General features: G+C 68.8%; 19 protein-coding genes. 13 read left to right on the forward strand and 6 right to left on the reverse strand.

The genetic code is table 11. The annotated features are described in order from the left end of the window. Positions 1-15: 15 nt before the first annotated feature. Positions 16-1,035 (reverse strand): NAD(P)/FAD-dependent oxidoreductase, encoded by a 1,020-nt coding sequence (locus tag NGR01S_RS09535; RefSeq protein WP_063035872.1) that lies wholly within the window; start codon positions 1,033-1,035, stop codon positions 16-18. A 205-nt stretch (positions 1,036-1,240) separates the two neighbouring features. On the opposite strand from NGR01S_RS09535, the gene NGR01S_RS09540 reads away from it, so the two are divergent. Continuing rightward, complete coding sequence (locus NGR01S_RS09540) at positions 1,241-1,753, forward strand: GtrA family protein (protein ID WP_063035873.1); 513 nt, start codon at positions 1,241-1,243, stop codon at positions 1,751-1,753. On the opposite strand, the gene NGR01S_RS09545 is transcribed toward NGR01S_RS09540, so the two are convergent. From NGR01S_RS09545 to NGR01S_RS09555, 3 genes are all read right to left on the reverse strand, one after another. Continuing rightward, complete coding sequence (locus NGR01S_RS09545; RefSeq protein ID WP_063035815.1) at positions 1,695-2,336, reverse strand: Type 1 glutamine amidotransferase-like domain-containing protein; 642 nt, start codon at positions 2,334-2,336, stop codon at positions 1,695-1,697. The two genes, NGR01S_RS09540 and NGR01S_RS09545, sit on opposite strands and share 59 nt — an antisense overlap. Position 2,337: 1 nt before the next feature. Further along, on the reverse strand, positions 2,338-3,174 hold the full coding sequence (locus NGR01S_RS09550; protein WP_063035816.1) for a maleylpyruvate isomerase family mycothiol-dependent enzyme: 837 nt from the start codon (positions 3,172-3,174) through the stop codon (positions 2,338-2,340). 145 nt (positions 3,175-3,319) lie between these two features. Next, on the reverse strand, positions 3,320-3,775 hold the full coding sequence (locus tag NGR01S_RS09555) for an HIT family protein (protein ID WP_174551688.1): 456 nt from the start codon (positions 3,773-3,775) through the stop codon (positions 3,320-3,322). A 279-nt stretch (positions 3,776-4,054) separates the two neighbouring features. Between NGR01S_RS09555 and NGR01S_RS09560 the strand changes: the two genes are divergently transcribed. The 8 genes from NGR01S_RS09560 (at position 4,055) to NGR01S_RS09595 (ending at position 11,434) form a co-directional block, all read left to right on the forward strand. Further along, positions 4,055-5,188, forward strand: coding sequence for a Re/Si-specific NAD(P)(+) transhydrogenase subunit alpha (locus NGR01S_RS09560; RefSeq protein ID WP_063035818.1), 1,134 nt, complete (start codon positions 4,055-4,057; stop codon positions 5,186-5,188). Next, positions 5,188-5,508 carry an NAD(P) transhydrogenase subunit alpha part 2 gene (locus tag NGR01S_RS09565; protein WP_030522455.1) on the forward strand — a complete coding sequence of 107 codons (321 nt, stop codon included), beginning with the start codon at positions 5,188-5,190 and terminating at the stop codon, positions 5,506-5,508. Before NGR01S_RS09560 ends, NGR01S_RS09565 begins: the two co-directional genes overlap by 1 nt. A 3-nt stretch (positions 5,509-5,511) precedes the next feature. Next, positions 5,512-6,930 (forward strand): NAD(P)(+) transhydrogenase (Re/Si-specific) subunit beta, encoded by a 1,419-nt coding sequence (locus NGR01S_RS09570; protein ID WP_063035819.1) that lies wholly within the window; start codon positions 5,512-5,514, stop codon positions 6,928-6,930. 74 nt (positions 6,931-7,004) lie between these two features. Next, complete coding sequence (locus NGR01S_RS09575) at positions 7,005-7,454, forward strand: nitroreductase family deazaflavin-dependent oxidoreductase (RefSeq protein WP_063035874.1); 450 nt, start codon at positions 7,005-7,007, stop codon at positions 7,452-7,454. 87 nt (positions 7,455-7,541) lie between these two features. Next, positions 7,542-8,681: a DUF5925 domain-containing protein gene (locus NGR01S_RS09580; protein ID WP_063035820.1), complete on the forward strand. Its 1,140-nt coding sequence runs from the start codon at positions 7,542-7,544 to the stop codon at positions 8,679-8,681. 186 nt (positions 8,682-8,867) lie between these two features. Then, the gene (locus NGR01S_RS09585; protein WP_063035821.1) at positions 8,868-9,821 is read left to right on the forward strand and encodes an AraC family transcriptional regulator; all 954 of its coding nucleotides are present in this window, start codon (positions 8,868-8,870) and stop codon (positions 9,819-9,821) included. A 157-nt stretch (positions 9,822-9,978) separates the two neighbouring features. Next, positions 9,979-10,914 carry an RNA-guided endonuclease InsQ/TnpB family protein gene (locus NGR01S_RS09590; protein ID WP_063035822.1) on the forward strand — a complete coding sequence of 312 codons (936 nt, stop codon included), beginning with the start codon at positions 9,979-9,981 and terminating at the stop codon, positions 10,912-10,914. Positions 10,915-10,972: 58 nt separating this feature from the next. Next, positions 10,973-11,434, forward strand: coding sequence for an acyl-CoA thioesterase (locus NGR01S_RS09595; protein ID WP_063035875.1), 462 nt, complete (start codon positions 10,973-10,975; stop codon positions 11,432-11,434). A gap of 416 nt (positions 11,435-11,850) precedes the next feature. On the opposite strand, the gene NGR01S_RS09600 is transcribed toward NGR01S_RS09595, so the two are convergent. Both NGR01S_RS09600 and NGR01S_RS09605 read right to left on the reverse strand, forming a co-directional pair. Then, positions 11,851-12,696: an SDR family oxidoreductase gene (locus tag NGR01S_RS09600; RefSeq protein ID WP_063035823.1), complete on the reverse strand. Its 846-nt coding sequence runs from the start codon at positions 12,694-12,696 to the stop codon at positions 11,851-11,853. Positions 12,697-12,742: 46 nt separating this feature from the next. After that, positions 12,743-13,264, reverse strand: coding sequence for an Lrp/AsnC family transcriptional regulator (locus NGR01S_RS09605; RefSeq protein ID WP_063035876.1), 522 nt, complete (start codon positions 13,262-13,264; stop codon positions 12,743-12,745). Positions 13,265-13,408: 144 nt separating this feature from the next. Between NGR01S_RS09605 and pdhA the strand changes: the two genes are divergently transcribed. The 4 genes from pdhA (at position 13,409) to NGR01S_RS09625 (ending at position 17,907) form a co-directional block, all read left to right on the forward strand. After that, positions 13,409-14,539 (forward strand): pyruvate dehydrogenase (acetyl-transferring) E1 component subunit alpha, encoded by a 1,131-nt coding sequence (pdhA, locus tag NGR01S_RS09610; RefSeq protein ID WP_063035824.1) that lies wholly within the window; start codon positions 13,409-13,411, stop codon positions 14,537-14,539. Continuing rightward, positions 14,536-15,510, forward strand: coding sequence for an alpha-ketoacid dehydrogenase subunit beta (locus NGR01S_RS09615; RefSeq protein ID WP_063035825.1), 975 nt, complete (start codon positions 14,536-14,538; stop codon positions 15,508-15,510). Before pdhA ends, NGR01S_RS09615 begins: the two co-directional genes overlap by 4 nt. A 94-nt stretch (positions 15,511-15,604) precedes the next feature. After that, entirely contained in the window at positions 15,605-16,996 is a 1,392-nt protein-coding gene (locus tag NGR01S_RS09620; RefSeq protein ID WP_063035877.1) for a dihydrolipoamide acetyltransferase family protein, read from the forward strand. A 95-nt stretch (positions 16,997-17,091) separates the two neighbouring features. Beyond that, the gene (locus NGR01S_RS09625) at positions 17,092-17,907 is read left to right on the forward strand and encodes a sulfurtransferase (protein ID WP_063035826.1); all 816 of its coding nucleotides are present in this window, start codon (positions 17,092-17,094) and stop codon (positions 17,905-17,907) included. Positions 17,908-17,916: the final 9 nt, after the last annotated feature.

Raw genomic sequence — 17,916 nt, forward strand, 5'->3', positions numbered from 1 at the left:
ACCGGACCCCGGTTGTCACAGGCCGTGGTCGCGGGCACCGTTCACCGAGTGCGCGAGCTCGGCCGCCGCGGTCGCCGGGAACCCGTCGCGCGCGGCGGCGACCGCGGTATCGAATTCCTCCTCCACGAGATCGGCATTGATCTGCGCACCGGCCGTCGCGCCGGCCGCGGCGGCCGCACCGACCTGTGCGGACAGATCGGTCACATTCCCGGCGGCCCAGACCCCCGGCACCTCGGTGCGGCCGGTGGCGTCGCACGGGATGTACCGGCCGAATCCGGCCGGATGCTCCGTGGCCGCCAGGCCCAGGCCGTCCAGGAATCCGGAGTGGGCGACCATTCGCGTACCCACGGCGACGACATCCCGGGCGACGACGGTGCCGTCGGCGAGCCGGATGCCGGTGATCCGGTCGTCGGCGATCTTGATTCCGGCCACCTCGCCGGGCACCACGCGGACCCCGCGCGCGGCGAGCCGTTCGGCGACTTCCGGAGCGGGTTCGGGCTGGTCATGGGTGAAGTAGACGATATCGTCGCTGAGCTGGCGGAACAGCTGGACCTGGTGCGCGGAGACCGGCCCGCGGCTCAGCACGGCGATCGCCCGATCGCGTACCTCGTAGCCGTGGCAGTACGGGCAGTGCACCACATCGCGGCCCCATCGTTCGCGCAGGCCGGGGACCTCGGGCAGTTCGTCGGTCAATCCCGTGGTCACCAGCAGCCGCCGCGCCCGGACCGCGCGGCCGTCGGCGAGCGTGATCGTGAAGCGGTCACCGTCGCGGGCCGCGCCGGTGATCTCCCCGGACACCACCCGGCCGCCGTAGCGGCGGACCTCCGCGCGGCCGGTCTCGAGTAGTTCCGCCGGCGGCGTACCGTCGCGCGCCAGCAGTCCGTGTACGCCGTCGGCGGGGGCGTTGCGCGGGTGTCCCGCATCGATCACCACCACGCTGCGCCGCGACCGGGCCAGCATGAGCGCTCCGTTCAGGCCGGCCGCCCCGCCACCGGCCACCACCACGTCGTAGTCGTTGTCCAAACCATCGGTCACCGTGACCACCTCCTCCGCGCCGACTATCCGTACCTTCGAATCAATTGGCAAACAATTTTGCTGTAATCGCAATTGGCCGCGCCGGCCGGATCGCGGCATTCCTCCGGAAAATAGCGCCCGAGCTGTGGGTTTGCCGCGCGCTCACCTGCCGGACACCTGGTCCTGCGAGGCTGGCGGCGTGCAGGATCTGGCGACGAACGCTGATATGTGGGAGATCCGGTTCGCCCGCTGGTGCGCCGGGGTGGTCGCGCGCCTGCCATGGGGCCTGGACCGCGTCGTCGCCCCCACCTTCCTCGGTTTCGCGCTGATAAACAGCTTCACCTTCGGGGTCGACCTGCTGATCCTCACCGGGATGCGCAGCGGACTCGGCTTACCGGGAGGGTTGTCGGTCTCGGTCGGCTACGTCTGCGCGTTCGCGCTGGCGTTCTATCTCAACCGGCGGTTGAATTTCCGCTCGCACGCGCCGGCGGGGCGGCAGGCGGCGGTCTACACCGTCGTCGTGCTGATCAACTACCTGGCCTTCATTCTCGGCGTCGGTGCCGGACTGGCCGCGCTCGGCGTGCAGTACCACCTCTCGCGCATGCTGGCCGGGGTGTGCGAGGCGGTGTACATGTACTCGGCCATGCGCTGGGTGGTCTTCCGGCGCCGCCGATCGCCGATCAGCCCGTGTGGACCCGGGTTTCGTCGCCGTCGCGGACCACGACATCGGCATCGGTGAGCGCCCAATGCGGTGTGCCCGCCGCCCGGAGGCGGTCGGCGAGGGCGTTACCCGTCCGCTCGGGGTCGGTGGGTGAGTCCAGATGCGGCACGATCGGCCGATCGACCACCCCGAGACCCGCCCAGATCGGTTCGATACCGCAGGCCGGCCGTACCTCGGCGGGGTCGTCGGCGGTCTCCAGACCGTGCAGGTCCGGGCTCAGGACACAGGCGCCCGCGCTGTAACCCGCGTAGACCACCGAATCCGACGCCAGTAATTCCGGGATCACCAGGTCCGCACCGCTCCGCGCGAACTGGGCCCGCAGGACGAAGGTATTGCCCCCGCGGACCCAGAGGACGGGGAACCGCGCCAGCCGCCGGCGCAATTCCTCGGGGCGCCCGGCGTATTCGCGCAGATCCACCTCCTCGGGCCGGAACCCGAGTGCGCGCAACGGGGTCAGTTCGCTGGTCAACGCGGCGGCACGGCCCCGCGGCCACGAGTCGAAGGCATTGGCGATCACCGCGATCGGGCCCGGGGCGCCGACCAGTGAAGCGAATACGTCGTAATGAGCGCCGAATCGGTAGCTCGCCAGGAACAATCGCATCTCAGATGGTGAACGCCAGGTTCCGGACCACCTGCCGGCCCAGCTCCGCGTCCCCGTGGAAGGTGATTTGGTCCAGTGCCGAGTCGGCAGCCACCCGGCCACCGCCCAGCCGTACCAGTAGGCCCGAGTCCAGTTCCAGCGTCAAGGTGGGCTCGGTGGCGGGTGTGTCCACATAGCGTGCCCGGTCACCGACCTCGATGTGCAGGGTCCGCGTGAGCGGACCGGTGAGTGCCAGGGTGATCAGTGAACCCGCCGGCGCCCTACCGCGTTTCGCGACCACCCGGGGCAGTGACTGCGCGAACTCGGCGAAGGCGAGCTCGGCCCGCGGGCCGCCCTCGTCGACCCGCTTCCCCAGTGCGTCGGCGATATCGAGTTCGTGCATCCAGCAGTCGAACAAGCGCACCCGCATGAACCGCGCGTAGGGCACCTCGCCGATAGGCGACGGTGACGGTGCCGACCACGCCGCATCGTCCATGGCGGCGAGCGCGGCCCGGCGGCGGTCGATCACGGCGCGGTACAAATCGAGCAGTTCGGTGCCCGCGCGTGGTCGTAGCCGCTGCACCCAGATCTCGTTGAGGGCGCCGATCTCGTTGCGCACGTGCGGCAGCGTCTCCACATCGATCTCCGGCGCCTGCGGATCACGGGCCGGTGGCCTGTCCCCGAGCAGCAGCGACTCGGTGCCGATCACATGGCTCAGCACATCGAACACGGTCCACCCCGGAAGCGGCGAGGGTGTCCGCCACTGCTGCTCGTCGAGGTCGGCGACCAGTTCGGCGAGGGCGTCGAACTGGTCGGACAACCGCGCGGTGAGTTCGGGACGGTCGAGGGTGTCGGTCATTCGGTCCTCCTTGGAAGCCGGTATCCGCGATCCGCGGAAGTCGTAGCGAAGGCGGGTACCCGGGATCCGCGGTGGCGGCGGCCAAGGTATCGCATCATCGGCAGGGTCGTCCTTGGCTGAGCGGGATTCGTACTGGGGCCGGAGATCAGGCCGGTTCCCCGTCGGCGCCGGGCCGCGTGTCCAGGGCGGCCAGGTCCGCGCGGAGCGCGGCGGCGACCCGTGCGGGCTCGTGTGAGCGGCGCAGCACCAGTCCGGTCGCGAACCGTAATTTGTCGCCGTGACTGCGGGGGATTACATGCAGGTGGACGTGCGCGACCGTCTGGAATGCGGCCTTGCCATCGTTGATCAGCAGATTCGCACCGTCGGCGGCGAACCCGGGACCCTGTACCGCCCGGGCGAGGCGATGGCCGACCCGGAACAGATCCACCCCGGCCTCGGCATCCAGTTCGGACAGATCGGTGGCATGCCGCTTCGGGATCACCAGCGTGTGCCCGCGGGTGATCGGCCGGATATCCAGGAACGCGGTCACCGTATCGTCCTCGTACACCCGATGGGCCGGTGCGGTGCCGGCCACGATCCCGCAGAAAACGCAGTCGCTCACATGGCGCACTCTACGGCGTAAGGGCTCGGCGCGTCCCGGAGCCGGCATCGACTTGGCAAACTTTTCAAACTCCTGAGCCTGCTTCGGCGGATATATCCCGTCATCAGGCTTTACCGATGCGAAGACGTCCGGCTGTCGACTCGGAATGTGACGGGCATCTCAGCTAATCTCACTTCGGCCGATGTACGGTTGCCAGGATTTCGGGCGGTGGTGTCCCAGGGCACCTCCGCCCGGCGCCGGTGATCGGCGGCCGAAACATCAGGAGAGGGAAGCAGACAAGTGGAGACAACGCAGGCCGTGAGCGATTCGTCGCCGCGCGGGGCGCGTGTCGGTGTCGTTCGCGAATCCGCCGCGGGCGAGCGGCGGGTCGCCTTGGTTCCGAAGATCATTCCCACGCTGGTGAAACAGGGTGTGGAGGTCGTGGTCGAGGCCGGAGCCGGAGCGGGCGCGCTCATTCCCGATACCGCCTACGAGGAAGCCGGCGCGAAGATCGGCGACCCCTGGTCGGCCGATGTGGTCGTCAAGGTGGCCCCGCCCAGCGACGCCGAAGTGGGCAAACTGTCCACGGGGCAGACGCTCATCGGATTCCTCGCCCCGCGCAACGCCGACAACCAGATCGACGCGTTGAAGAAGGCCGGCGTGCGGGCCTTCGCGGTGGAGGCCATCCCGCGGATCTCGCGCGCCCAGGTGATGGACGCGCTCTCCTCGCAGGCCAATGTCGCCGGGTACAAGGCGGTCCTGCTGGCGGCGTCGGAATCGACCCGCTTCTTCCCGATGCTCACCACCGCCGCCGGCACCGTGAAACCGGCGACCGTGCTGGTGCTCGGCGTCGGCGTGGCCGGGCTGCAGGCGCTGGCCACCGCGAAACGCCTGGGCGGCCGCACCACCGGCTACGACGTACGCCCCGAGGTCGCCGATCAGGTGCGGTCGGTCGGCGCCCAGTGGCTCGATCTCGGTATCGACGCCGCCGGTGAGGGCGGCTACGCCCGCGAACTCACCGATGAGGAGAAGGCCAAACAGCAGCAGGCGCTCGAGGACGCCATCAAAGGTTTCGACGTGGTGATCACCACCGCGCTGGTACCCGGGCGTCCGGCGCCGCGGCTGGTGACCGCGGGCGCGGTGGCCGGGATGAAACCAGGCAGCGTCATCGTGGACCTCGCCGGGGAGACCGGCGGCAACTGCGAACTCACCGAACCCGGCGAGACCGTGGTCAAGCACGACGTGACGATCTGCTCGCCGCTGAACCTGCCCGCCACGATGCCCGAGCACGCCAGCGAGCTGTACTCGAAGAACATTGCCGCGCTGCTGGAACTGATGCTCGCCGAAGGCGAACTGAAACCCGATTTCTCCGATCAGGTATTGGCCGATTCCTGCGTCACCCGTGACGCCGAACCGACAACGAAGGCCGAATGATGTACACCGAACTGCTGGCGAATATCGCGATTCTGGTGCTGTCCGGTTTCGTGGGTTTCGCGGTGATCTCCAAGGTCCCCAACACCCTGCACACGCCACTGATGTCGGGTACCAACGCCATCCACGGCATCGTGGTGCTGGGCGCGCTGGTCACCCTCGGGCGGATGGAGGATCCGTCCCTCGGTGTCCAGGTCATCCTGTTCGTGGCCGTGGTGTTCGGAACGCTCAATGTGATCGGCGGTTTCGTGGTCACCGACCGGATGCTGGGCATGTTCAAAGGCAAGAAGCCCGCCGCGGGTGCCGAGAAGGCAGGTAAGTGACCCATGGACAATCTGGTCGATATTCTCTACATCCTGTCCTTCGCCCTGTTCATCTACGGCCTGATGGGGCTGACCGGTCCCAAGACCGCGGTCCGGGGCAACTGGATCGCGGCGGCCGGTATGGCGATCGCGGTGATCGCCACCCTGATCGCCGTCCGGGACACCGGTAACTGGATCCTGATCGTCGCCGGCCTTATCGTCGGCGTGGTGCTGGGCGTGCCGCCCGCCCGCTACACCAAGATGACCGCGATGCCTCAGCTGGTGGCGGCGTTCAACGGTGTCGGCGGCGGCACGGTCGCCCTCATCGCATGGGCCGAATTCATCGATACCACCGGTTTCTCGGTCTTCCATCACGGTGAGGAACCGACGGTGCACATCATCGTCGGCTCGCTGTTCGCCGCGATCATCGGTTCGGTGTCGTTCTGGGGTTCGCTGATCGCGTTCGGCAAACTGCAGGAGATCCTGCCCGGACGCCCGATCGGTCTCGGCAAACTGCAGCAGGTGGTGAATCTGCTGCTGCTGGTGGCAGCTACCGCGGCGGCGGTCGTCATCGGGCTCGGCGCCTCCGACGGCGGCGTCTCGCAGTGGTGGATGGTCGGCTTGCTGCTGGCCGCCGGGGTGCTGGGCCTGATGGTGGTGCTGCCGATCGGCGGCGCCGATATGCCCGTGGTGATCTCGCTGCTCAACGCGCTTACCGGCCTGTCCGCGGCGGCCGCCGGTCTGGCACTGAACAACACCGCCATGATCGTGGCCGGCATGATCGTCGGCGCGTCCGGCACCATCCTGACCAATCTGATGGCCAAGGCGATGAACCGGTCCATCCCGGCCATCGTGGCGGGCGGTTTCGGTGGTGGCGGCGCCGTCGCCGGTTCCGGTGGCGGCGAACAGAAGCAGGCCAAGGCCACCTCGGCGGCCGACGCGGCGATCCAGATGGCCTACGCCAACCAGGTGATCGTGGTACCCGGCTACGGTATGGCCGTCGCCCAGGCCCAGCACGCGGTCAAGGAGATGGCGGGACTGCTCGAAGCCAAGGGCGTCGAGGTCAAATACGCCATCCATCCGGTCGCGGGACGGATGCCCGGGCATATGAACGTGCTGCTGGCCGAGGCCGAGGTGTCCTACGACGCCATGAAGGAAATGGACGATATCAACGGCGAGTTCGGCCGCACCGATGTAGCGCTGGTCATCGGCGCCAATGATGTCACCAACCCGGCCGCCCGCGAGGATTCGGCCAGCCCGATCTACGGTATGCCGGTCCTCAATGTCGACCAGGCCAAATCGGTGATCGTGCTGAAGCGTTCGATGAACAGCGGTTTCGCCGGTATCGACAATCCGTTGTTCTACTCCGACCACACCTCGATGCTCTTCGGAGACGCGAAGAAGTCGGTCGGTGCGGTCACCGAGGAGCTGAAGGCCCTGTAGTCGCACGGTGATCGCCACGGCCCCGGGTGGGTTCACCACCGCCCGGGGCCGTGCTGCTGTTGTACGGTCGGCCGATGGCGAGTCCTGGCGCGAAACTGCTGCAATCCCGTTGGTTCGTTCGATCGCCGATCTGGTTGTTCCGGGCCCGGCTCGGGTTCCTGTTCGGTGGCCGGCTCCTGCTGCTGGAACATATCGGCCGCAAATCCGGTGCCGCGCGCTATGTGGCGCTGGAGACGGTGGACCGCCCGGACCCGGGCACCGTGATCGTCGCGTCGGGCTTCGGTGAGACCGCGCAGTGGTACCGGAATCTGCTGACCGAACCGCGGTGCCGGGTGAGTATCGGCACCCACTACCGGCTGCCCGCCGAGGCGCGCGTCCTGGACCGGGTGCGGGCAGCCGAGGTGCTGGCGGGGTATCGGGTCCGGCACCCGCGGGCATATCGGGAGTTGAGCGGCCTCATCGAGGAGGCGACCGGCCGCGGCATCGAAACGGTTCCGCTGGTCGAACTGTCATTGCGCCCCTAGTATGTGGCGTGGTGTCGACCCGAGTAACCGGTCGGTGCCGGGAAAACCGGTGGACGCTGCCCGGGCGCGAGTCGATGATTGTCGGCGATGCTGGAAAGCCACGAACCCTTGCGACTGATCGGCTCCGACACCGCCGTCACAGACCCCGCCGAGCTGCTGGCGTGGAATGCCGTGCTCGATTCCTATTCGACCCCTCGCGATCTGCTGGACATGCTCACCCTGAGCTTCTTCGGCCGCGGGACACAGCCGTACTACCGGAAGAGCCGGCTGGAGCGGGTGCGGCCCGAGGCGGCGCTACGGCCGCCGGGGTCGCGGATCTCGCGGTCGGTGGTCGACAGCGATTCCCGGTCGATCCTCGTGCTCGGCGAGGGCTGGACCCTGCGGGCCGATCGCTGGTCGGATAAATCGGCGCAGGTCGAGGTCACGGCGATCAGCGACGAGCTCGCCGAACGCATTGTGGCGGAATCGGTCCAGGACGCCGAAGAACCGGCCGACAACGACCGGGCCACGGTCAAGATGGGCTTCTGGCACCAGGGTGAACACGGGGCGCAGCGGCGCGCGCTGGCCGTTACCACGCCGGAGTGGCCGAAGATCCGCGGCAACTACAGCACCGCCGTCGCCACCGCGCTGGACCGGTTGATGGCCCTGCGCGCGGACGATATCCGCGGCCGGCTACTGCTGCTGCACGGACCGCCCGGGACCGGCAAGACGACCGCGCTGCGGGCGCTGGCCCGGGCCTGGTCGGAATGGTGCCAGGCCGATTGCGTGCTCGATCCGGAGATGCTGTTCGCCAAACCCGGCTATCTGATGCGGGCAGCCATGGGCGCCGAAGGAGAGGACGAGGAAGCCGACCGCTGGCGTCTGCTGATCCTGGAGGACTGCGACGAACTGATCCACAGCGAGGCGAAGTCATCCTCGGGGCAGGGACTGTCGCGGTTGCTGAACCTCACCGACGGCATGCTGGGCCAGGGCCGCGATGTGCTGGTCGCGATCAGCACGAACGAGGACCTCTCCCGGCTGCATCCCGCCGTGACCCGGCCCGGCCGGTGCCTCGCGCAGCTGGAGGTCGGCCGGTTGTCCGCCGGCGAGGCGCGGCGCTGGCTCGGGGACCGGGGCGCCGAAGCTCCCGCGACCGGAGCGACGCTCGCCGAACTGGTCGCGCTGCGCGACGGGACGGGCAGGATCGCGGTCCACGACGTGGCGCCGGATGCGGGTATGTACCTTTGACGCCCTCTCCGGCCTGAAAGGCCGAAGATTCCTACCAGCGCCCTCGCCCGTCGTGCACGTCCGCCCGCGCAGTGGCGCCGCACGGGCACGGCGCCCGCTCGGCCGCCTGCCGCGGGAGCCCTCGTCGTGGATCCGCCGTGGTCGCGGGGTATTCCCAGGATATGAGGCGCCGCTATCGTGGGCGGCGTGGATGCATTGGCTGCCCTGCTGGAGGGTCCGCGGGCGCGGGGCGCGTTCCTGTTGCGTTCACTGCTGAGCCCGCCGTGGTCGCTGCGTATCCAGGACGAATCGCCTTTGACGCTGGCCGCGGTGATCCGCGGGCACGCATGGGTTCTCACCGAGGACGGCGGTCGGCACCGGATGAGCGCCGGGGATGTGGCGGTGTTCCGGGGACCCCGCCCCTATACCGTCGCCGACGACCCCGCCACCGATCCGCAGATCCTGATCAACCCGGGCCAGATCACCACCACGGTGGACGGTGAGGTGCTCTGCGAGACGATGAACCTGGGGGTGCGGCAGTGGGGTAACGACCCGGCCGGGGAAACCGTTCTGGTCACGGGCTCCTACGAACAGGCGGGCGCGGTGAGCCGGCGCCTGCTGCGCGCCCTGCCACAGACCCTGGTGGTGCCGCGCGGGCGGTCCGACGAACGGGTACTGAGCCTGCTGGTGGAGGAGACCGTGAAGGATCAGCCCGCGCAGAGCGCGGTGCTGGACCGGTTGCTGGACCTGCTGCTCATCGCGACTCTGCGCACCTGGTTCGCCGGGAACGAGGCGCCACCCTGGTATCACGCCTACGGCGACCCGCTGGTCGGTAAGGCATTGCGGCTGCTGCAGCACAATCCCGCACACGGCTGGACGGTGGCCGATCTCGCCCGGGAGGTGGGGTCCTCGCGGGCGGCGCTGGCCAGGCGGTTCACCGAACTGGTCGGCGAACCGCCGATGGCCTTCCTCACCGAGTGGCGGTTGGATCTGGCCGCCGACCTGCTGCAGGGCACCGACGATACGGTGGAGGCCGTCGCCCGCCGGGTGGGGTACGGCAGCGCCTTCGCGTTGAGTGCCGCGTTCAAACGGCAGTTCGGGGTGAGCCCGCGCGATCACCGGCTGGGGGCCGCGGCCGCCGTGGTGCCCCCGCCCGGCTGACCGTGAAACGTCCCGCGCGGGCCCGGTACTTCAGGGCCAGGTCGGTGCATCGAAGTTGTCGGATATGCGGGATAGTGTGCGTGGGTGCAGCTTCGGTACAACTTCCGCGTCTATCCGACGCCCGGTCGACAGGTTGCGTTGGCCCGGGTGTGCGCGGGTGGTGTACAACGACGGTCTGCGTATCAGACAGCGAGCACACGTGGCCGACCGGCCGTACATCACAGACTCCGCATTACAGACCCGGGTGATCACCGAGGCGAAGAAAACCCCGGAACGGACGTGGCCGGCCGAGGTTTCCACGGTGGCGCCGGTGCAGGCGCTCGGCGATCTGCACACCGCGTACCGGAACTTCTTCGCCTCGGTGCCCGGGAGACGCAAGGGCGCGAAACTCACCCCGCCTCGCTTCCGGTCACGCAGGGACAACAGGCAGGCGATCAGGTTCACCCGCAACGGGTTCTCGCTGCGCTCGAACCGGCGACTGTATGTGGCCGAGGTCGACGAACTCGCGCTGCGGTGGTCGCGGGAACTGCCGTCGGATCCTTCGTCGGTCACGATCGTCAAGGACGCATCCGGCCGCTATTTCGCGTCGTTCGTCGTGCAGACCGACGACTCCCCGTTGCCGCCTGTCCAAGCCGAGGTGGGTATCGATCTCGGGTTGTCGACGTTCGCGGTGCTGTCGGACGGGAAAACGATCGCTTCGCCGCGGTTTCTGCGGCAGGCGGAGCGGCGGTTGAGGAAAGCCCAGCAGGACCTGTCCCGGAAGGAGAAGGGTTCGAAGAGCCGGGCGAAAGCTCGTACGCGGTTGGCGAAATCGGTGCACGATGCGGGGTGGGGCATGTTCACCCGCATGCTGGAGGAGAAAGCTCACCGGAATGGGCGTACCTTCGGCAAGGTGGATCGATTCTTCCCGTCCACCCGAATGTGCTCGGTGTGTGGGGCTATGGGTGGGAAGAAGCCTCTACACGTTCGGGTATGGACGTGCGCGTGTGGGGCCGTTCCCGACCGCGATGTGAACGCGGCGATCATTATCCTCGCGGCCGGACGGGCCGAGAGGTTAAACGCCTGCGGAGGGACAGTAAGTCCTGCCGCCTAGCGGAAGGCACGTCCCTGTGAAACAGGAACCCACCGGAGAACCGCGAGGTTCAGGAGGAATCCCGGTCGTTCGAGGCCGGGAGGGCGTCAAACAGCAGTATCCGGTGCTCTGGCCGGTGCCCACCCGCTGGGCCGACAACGACCACTACGGGCACGTGAACAACGTGACCTACTACGCCTATTTCGATACCGCGGTCAACGCCTGGCTGATCGACGCCACGGGCACCGATATCCGGGAACTGCCCGCCATCGGGATCGTGGCGGAGACGTCCTGCCGTTTCCACGCCTCGCTGAGTTTCCCCGACCTGCTGCGCGTGGGTCTGCGGATCGCCCGTCTCGGCCGGTCCAGCATCACCTACGACCTCGCGATCTTCCGGGAGACCGACGATGATCTCGAGCTGGCCGCCACCGGGACCTTCGTCCACGTCTACGTGGACGAGGAAACCCGCAAACCGGTCGAGATCCCCGAGGTGATCCGCAAGGCCGCCGCGGTCCTGGTCACCGACACCACCGAGCAGTAGCCGGGAACGGCTCTCGGGAGCATCCGGAAATCGGTACGCCCGCGAATTGCCCTCGGGCCTATTCGGTCACCTTTCCTTGTCTGCCCGGCCTTTCGCCGGCGCCCGCCCGCCGTGGCGCGCGCACGGAAGAAGGCCGCGGCCATACGCGGACTGCGCTCCGCGGCTGGAACACCTGCCGGGCGAGGCGCATCACCCCGTCGGCCAGCGGCTCCTCCCGGGGATGCAGAGCCAGTTCGTCGTAGGAGTGCGGCCATCCACGCCGCCACGGCGGCCACGATCAGCTCGGCGCGGCCGACGCCTGATCACCAGCGCTGATGGTGGTATCGACAGGTTCCGCCGCGCCTTCGCCGGCCGGACACGGCGGAGGTCTACGGCAGCGGATCGGTCACTGCCGAGCCCGGCGCGCCGAGGGAGAGTCACTGCTGGGCGCCGAGGTCCTCCAGCGTGTGCTGGAAGCGGCGCATCCCGCGGATCCAGCGGTCGTAGTCCGATCCCTTGTGCTGGTACATCGTCAGCACTTCCGGATGCGGCAGAATCAGGAACTGTCGCGCCGCCACTCCGGCCAGTACGGTGTCGGCCACCGCTTCGGGGGTCAATACCGCGCCCGCGGATTTCACGGCGTTGATGGCCAGCCGTCCGGCCGCCTCGTTGTCCGGTGGGATCATTCCCTCGCGCAGCAGCGCCGTATCGACGCCCATGGGGCATACGCAGCTGACCCCGACCCCTCTGTCCCCGTAGGTGATCGACAGCCATTCCGCGAACCCCACCGCGGCGTGCTTGGACACCGAATACGGCGCGGAACCCAGCTGGGTGAGCAGCCCGGCCGCCGACGCGGTGCTCACGAAATAGCCTGTACCGCGTGCCAGCCAGCCGGGGACGAGCAGGCGGGCGGCGCGGATATGGGCCATGGTGTTGATCTCCAGGGCGGCCGCCCACTGCGCGTCGGTGCTGTCCAACCCGGCGCCCCCGCCGATCCCGGCATTGGCGAAGTACAGGTCCACCGGGCCGAAGGCGGATTCCGCGGTATCGATCAGCCGCTGGATCACCGCGGGGTCGGCGGCGTCCCCGCCGGCGGCGACGGCGTTATCGCCGATCACACCCGCCACCTGCGCTGCGGTGGCCGGATCGAGGTCCGCCACCACGACCCGCGCGCCGTGGTCGGCCAGCCGTCGTGCCAGTGCCGCACCGATACCGGATCCGCCACCGGTGACGACGGCGGTCCGGCCCGAGAAAGTGTCCGCTACTGTGCCTGAGAGCTCCATCCCGGCACTCTAACGCTTACATGCGACATGCGCCCCCATATGTCGCTTACTCGGATCGGCGCCCGTCGGCGGGACGTGCCTGCTCGGCGAGCCGACGCAGCAGCGGAGCGGTACGTGGTCCCACCGATTCCTGCATCACCAGGGCCATATTCGTGCGAACCACCCCGGGAATCTTCAGGATCTGCCCGGTGATGCGGTAGAGGTCGTCGGCGTCGCGGGCCACCACCCGGACCGTGAGGTCGGTGGGGCCGGTCATCCCGCACACCTCGGTCACCTCCGGGATCTCGGCCAATTCGCCGACCACCGCTTCCAGTCGGTGCTGGTCCACGACCACCGCGACGAAGGCCGAGAGTCGGTAGCCCAGCGCCCGCAATTCGACCCGGCGTTCGAAACTACCCAGTACGCCGGTGGCTTCCCAGCGGGTGAGGCGCGCCTGCACGGTATTGCGGGACAGCCCGAGCCGGGCGGCCAGTTCCACCCCGGTGGCCCGGGGGTTGGCGATCAATTCGAGCAGTAGGCGCGCATCGGTGGCGTCCACCACCGAATCGGTTGTCTCCGGACTGGTCATATAACGCAGTATGTCAGGGCTCGCGGCAGCGAGACCGTGCATTCTGCTCAGTTGTCCGATCAAGACTTGCGCAGTTCGCTTAAGCGTGGATGCTATGTGTTGTAGGCCACATCAACGCGTGACCCGCGTGAGGAGGCGAGGCCGATGCCCGGCACAACCGAGTATCCGGTGCAGTTGATCCAGCCCGACGGCGCTCGGGTGCACCACCCCGAATATCAGGCGCTGGTCGCCGATATCGGGCCCGGTGAACTGCGGCAGCTCTACGAAGACCTGGTGGTCACCCGGCGGATAGATACCGAGGCCGTCGCGCTGGCCCGGCAGGGGCAACTCGGTCTCTGGGCTCCCTACCAGGGGCAGGAGGCGGCCCAGGTGGGATCGGCCCACGCACTCCACGCCGACGACTACGTATTCGGCAGCTACCGGGAGAGCGCCGTCGCCTATTGCCGCGGCGTGCGGCCGAGCGCCATGACCGCGATGTGGCGGGGCGTCTCCCATTCCTCCGGGGATCCGGCGGTGGCCAATATGGCCAACCCGGCGATCGTCGTCGGCGCCCAGGCACTGCACGCCACCGGCTACGCCTACGCCGCCCACCTCGACGGCGCCGAAATCGCGACCGTCACCTATTTCGGCGACGGCGCCACCAGCCAGGGTGATATCGCCGAGGCGCTGACCTTCGCCGCGAGCTGGAGCGCGCCGGTGGTGTTCTTCTGCCAGAACAATCACTGGGCGATCAGTGCGCCGGTGCAGTTGCAGAGCGCCACTCCGATCGCCCGGCGCGCGACCGGTTACGGGATCCCCGCGATCCGGGTGGACGGCAACGATGTGCTGGCCGTGCTGGCCGTCACCAGGCAGGCGGTCGCGCGCGCCCGCAGCGGGGGCGGGCCCTCGTTCGTCGAGGCCATCACCTACCGCATGGGTCCACATACGACCGCCGACGACCCCACCCGCTACCGGGCCGCGGCCGAGACCGAGGAATGGGCGCTGCGGGATCCGATCCTGCGGATGCGGCTCCTGCTGGAACGCGAGGGCCTGCTCGACGACGAGACCCGGCGGCGAGTGGCGGAACGCGCCGACGAGGTCGCCCATCTGATGCGCACCGAGACCCTCACCATGGCCGACCCCGAGCCGCCGGAACTCTTCGAGCACGTCTACGCCACCGTGCACCGGGGCCTCGACGAGCAGCGCCGGGACTATCTCGCGTACCTGGTCGACGACCCGGCCGGGGCGCTCGCCACCGTCGCGCCCACCCCGCGCGAGGAAGGAGTCCGCTCATGATCACCACCTTTGCCGCGGCGCTCAACGCCGGCCTGCGCAGCGCGCTCGAGGAGGACCCGAAAGTGGTGCTGATGGGTGAGGACATCGGCCGGCTCGGCGGTGTCTTCCGGGTCACCGATGCGCTGCAGAAGGATTTCGGCGACCGCCGCGTGATCGATACGCCACTGGCGGAGTCGGGGATCATCGGTACCGCGTTCGGGATGGCGCTGCGCGGCTACCGCCCGGTGTGCGAGATCCAGTTCGACGGGTTCGTGTATCCGGCGTTCGACCAGATCGTCTCCCAGGTCGCCAAGATCCACTATCGGACCCGGGGCGCGGTACGGGCGCCGCTGACCATCCGCATCCCGTTCGGGGGCGGGATCGGCTCGGTCGAACATCATTCCGAATCACCCGAGGCGTACTTCGCGCACACCGCGGGGCTGCGGGTGGTGGCGCCGAGCAATCCGGCCGATGCCTTCACCATGATCCGGCAGGCCATCGCCCTGGACGACCCGGTGATCTTCTTCGAACCCAAACGCCGGTACTGGGACAAAGCCGAATTCGATCCGGCCGCCGCACCCGACCTGCCGCTGGACCGGGCCCGGGTGTGCGTGCGCGGGACCGATGCCACCGTGGTCGCCTACGGGGGCACGGTCGCCACCGCGCTGGCCGCCGCGCAAACCGGTGCCGAGGAGGGGATCTCGCTGGAGGTCGTGGATCTCCGGAGCCTGGCGCCACTGGACGTGGACACCGTCGCAGAATCAGTGGACCGGACGGGCCGGCTCATCGTGGTGCACGAAGCGTCGCGCACCGGGGGTATCGGTGCCGAGATCGCCGCCCGGATCACCGAGCGGTGTTTCTACCGGCTCGAAGCGCCGGTACTGCGGGTCGCCGGGTTCGATATCCCCTACCCTCCGGCTAAGCTCGAGAAGCATCATCTGCCCGACCCGGATCGGATCCTGGAGGCGGTCGATCGAACGCTTGCCGCCTGAAGTGCGATCCCGCCCCTGATGCCAGCCGGAGGTGCCCGAAACCGTGGACGACGACGCCCGCGCCGACGAAGGTCGTGCCGCAGATACCGGCGAGATCCTGGAGTTCCGTCTCCCCGATCTCGGCGAAGGACTCACCGATGCCGAATTCCAGAACTGGATGGTGGCGGTGGGCGACGAGATCACATTGAACCAGACCATCGCCGAGGTGGAGACCGCGAAAGCGGTGGTCGCGCTACCGTCGCCGTTCGCGGGGACCGTCGTGGAACTGCTCGCCGAGCCCGGCGAGACCATCGACGTCGGTGCGCCGCTGCTCCGGATACGCACGGCCGCAGCAGAATCGGGTGCTCAGGCGCGGCCGTCGGTGCTGGTCGGTTACGGGCCGTCGGAGGAGCAGGTCTCGCGACGGCGGCGCGGCGGGCAACGCCCCGGCGGTACGGCGGTACCGTCGCCGGAACCGTCCGCGGGTAACGGCATGTCGTACGACAGTGGCGTGATCGGCGGGTCACCCGGTGGGACGGCCCGGACGGCGCCGGAGCCGCGGGAGCACGGTGGTGATTCCGCCCGCACGGCCGCGGCCGAATCGCAACGGGTGGCCGCCACGCCGGGAGCCCGCAAACTGGCCCGGGAACTGGGCATAGACCTGTGGTATGTGGCCGGCTCCGGACCGGAGGGGGCGGTCACCGTCGCGGATGTCCGTGGCGCGGTGCCGGTGTCGGAACCCGATACACGCGATCGCGGTCCCGGTGACGAAGCGGCGCCGGCCGGGGGCCGGGCCGCGGGATCGGTTCGGGAGGAGCGCACGCCGATCGCCGGGGTGCGCAAGCGCACGGCCGAGGCCATGGTGACCAGCGCGCGCACGATCCCGCAGGCCGACACCTCGATCACGGTGGACGTCACGGCTTCGCTGGAACTGCTGGAACATCTACGCGCCACCCCATCCTTCCAAGGGATCACTCCGACTCTGCTCGCGCTGGTGGCGAAATCGGTACTCGCCGCCCTGGCCGAATTCCCCGTGATCAATACGTTCTGGGACGAGGCGAACGCCGAGATCGTCACCCGGCACTACGTCAACCTGGGTATCGCGGTGGCCGCCCCGCGCGGGCTGCTGGTGCCCAATATCAAGGACGCCCAGACTCTGAGCCTGCGGGAACTGTGCCGCGAGATCGGATGGCTGGCCCACACCGCCCGGGACGGCCGGGCGGGACCGGCCGATCTGCGCGGGGGCACCTTCACCATTTCCAATGTCGGTGTCTTCGGCGTGGAATCCGGTACCCCGCTGGTCAACCCGGGCGAGGCCGCGATCCTGTGCCTGGGCGCGGTGGTGAAGCGGCCGTGGGTCTTCCGGGATGAATTGGCCATCCGCTCGGTGGTGACGCTGACGGTGAGTTTCGATCACCGGATGATCGACGGTGCGGCGGCAGCCCGTTTCCTGACGACCGTCGCCGGCCTGCTGGAGGACCCACTGACCCTGCTCGCCCGGATCTGACGCCTCGCGCGGATGTCCGTGTACGCGTGGACTTCGCGGACCGTCGGCGCGTACGGTGACGAAATCTGTTCCAGACCCTTGGACGAGGAGCTGCGTTGAACGCGGTATTGATCTCGGCTGAAGAACTCCGGGAATCGACAGAGAAGGATCTGCGCCTGCTGGATGTGCGCTGGCAACTCGGCGATCCCGACGGGCCGCAGCATTACCAGGACGGTCATATACCCGGAGCGGTGTTCGTCGACCTGGATACCGAACTCGCCGCCCTGCCCTCACCCGCCCACGGCCGGCATCCGCTCCCGGATCCGCGCCGGCTCCAGAAATGCGCCCGCAGCTGGGGTCTGTGTACGGGCGATCCGGTGGTGGTCTACGACGCGATCGGCGGAATGTCGGCGGCGCGGGCGTGGTGGCTGCTGCGCTGGGCGGGTATCGCCGATGTCCGGATCCTGGACGGTGGGCTCCCGGCATGGACCCGGTCCGGCGGCGAGCTGGCCACCGGGGTGGAACCCGATCCCGCGCCCGGCGATATCGAATTCCGACCGGGCCGGCTGCCGGTGATCGACGCCGACGCGGTCGCCCGCTGGGAGGGGGTTCTGCTGGACGCCCGCGCGGCCGAACGTTACCGCGGCGAACAGGAACCCCTCGATCCCCGCGCCGGGCACATACCCGGCGCGATCAGCGCGCCGAGCAGCGACAACCTCGATCAGGACGGCTGCTTCCTGCCCGAAGACCTGCTGCGCGAGCGGTTCGGTGAGATCGGTGAGGCCCCGGTCGCGGTGTACTGCGGTTCGGGTGTCACCGCCGCGCACGCGATCGCGGCGCTCGCAGTGGTAGGGGTACAGGCCGCGCTCTATCCGGGCTCGTGGTCGCAGTGGGCGCACGATCCGAAGCGGCCGGTCGCCACCGGTGTGTAGGCCCGGCGC

Source organism: Nocardia grenadensis NBRC 108939, from assembly GCF_001613445.1.
Classification (GTDB): domain Bacteria; phylum Actinomycetota; class Actinomycetes; order Mycobacteriales; family Mycobacteriaceae; genus Nocardia; species Nocardia grenadensis.

Coding starts and splice junctions, on each gene's coding strand:
- NGR01S_RS09540 (WP_063035873.1), top strand. CDS start 1,241: ATGTGGGAGATCCGGTTCGCCCGCTGGTGCGCCGGGGTGGTCGCGCGC.
- NGR01S_RS09545 (WP_063035815.1), bottom strand. CDS start 2,336: ATGCGATTGTTCCTGGCGAGCTACCGATTCGGCGCTCATTACGACGTA.
- NGR01S_RS09550 (WP_063035816.1), bottom strand. CDS start 3,174: ATGACCGACACCCTCGACCGTCCCGAACTCACCGCGCGGTTGTCCGAC.
- NGR01S_RS09565 (WP_030522455.1), top strand. CDS start 5,188: ATGTACACCGAACTGCTGGCGAATATCGCGATTCTGGTGCTGTCCGGT.
- NGR01S_RS09570 (WP_063035819.1), top strand. CDS start 5,512: ATGGACAATCTGGTCGATATTCTCTACATCCTGTCCTTCGCCCTGTTC.
- NGR01S_RS09575 (WP_063035874.1), top strand. CDS start 7,005: ATGGCGAGTCCTGGCGCGAAACTGCTGCAATCCCGTTGGTTCGTTCGA.
- NGR01S_RS09580 (WP_063035820.1), top strand. CDS start 7,542: ATGCTGGAAAGCCACGAACCCTTGCGACTGATCGGCTCCGACACCGCC.
- NGR01S_RS09600 (WP_063035823.1), bottom strand. CDS start 12,696: ATGGAGCTCTCAGGCACAGTAGCGGACACTTTCTCGGGCCGGACCGCC.
- NGR01S_RS09605 (WP_063035876.1), bottom strand. CDS start 13,264: ATGACCAGTCCGGAGACAACCGATTCGGTGGTGGACGCCACCGATGCG.
- pdhA (WP_063035824.1), top strand. CDS start 13,409: ATGCCCGGCACAACCGAGTATCCGGTGCAGTTGATCCAGCCCGACGGC.
- NGR01S_RS09615 (WP_063035825.1), top strand. CDS start 14,536: ATGATCACCACCTTTGCCGCGGCGCTCAACGCCGGCCTGCGCAGCGCG.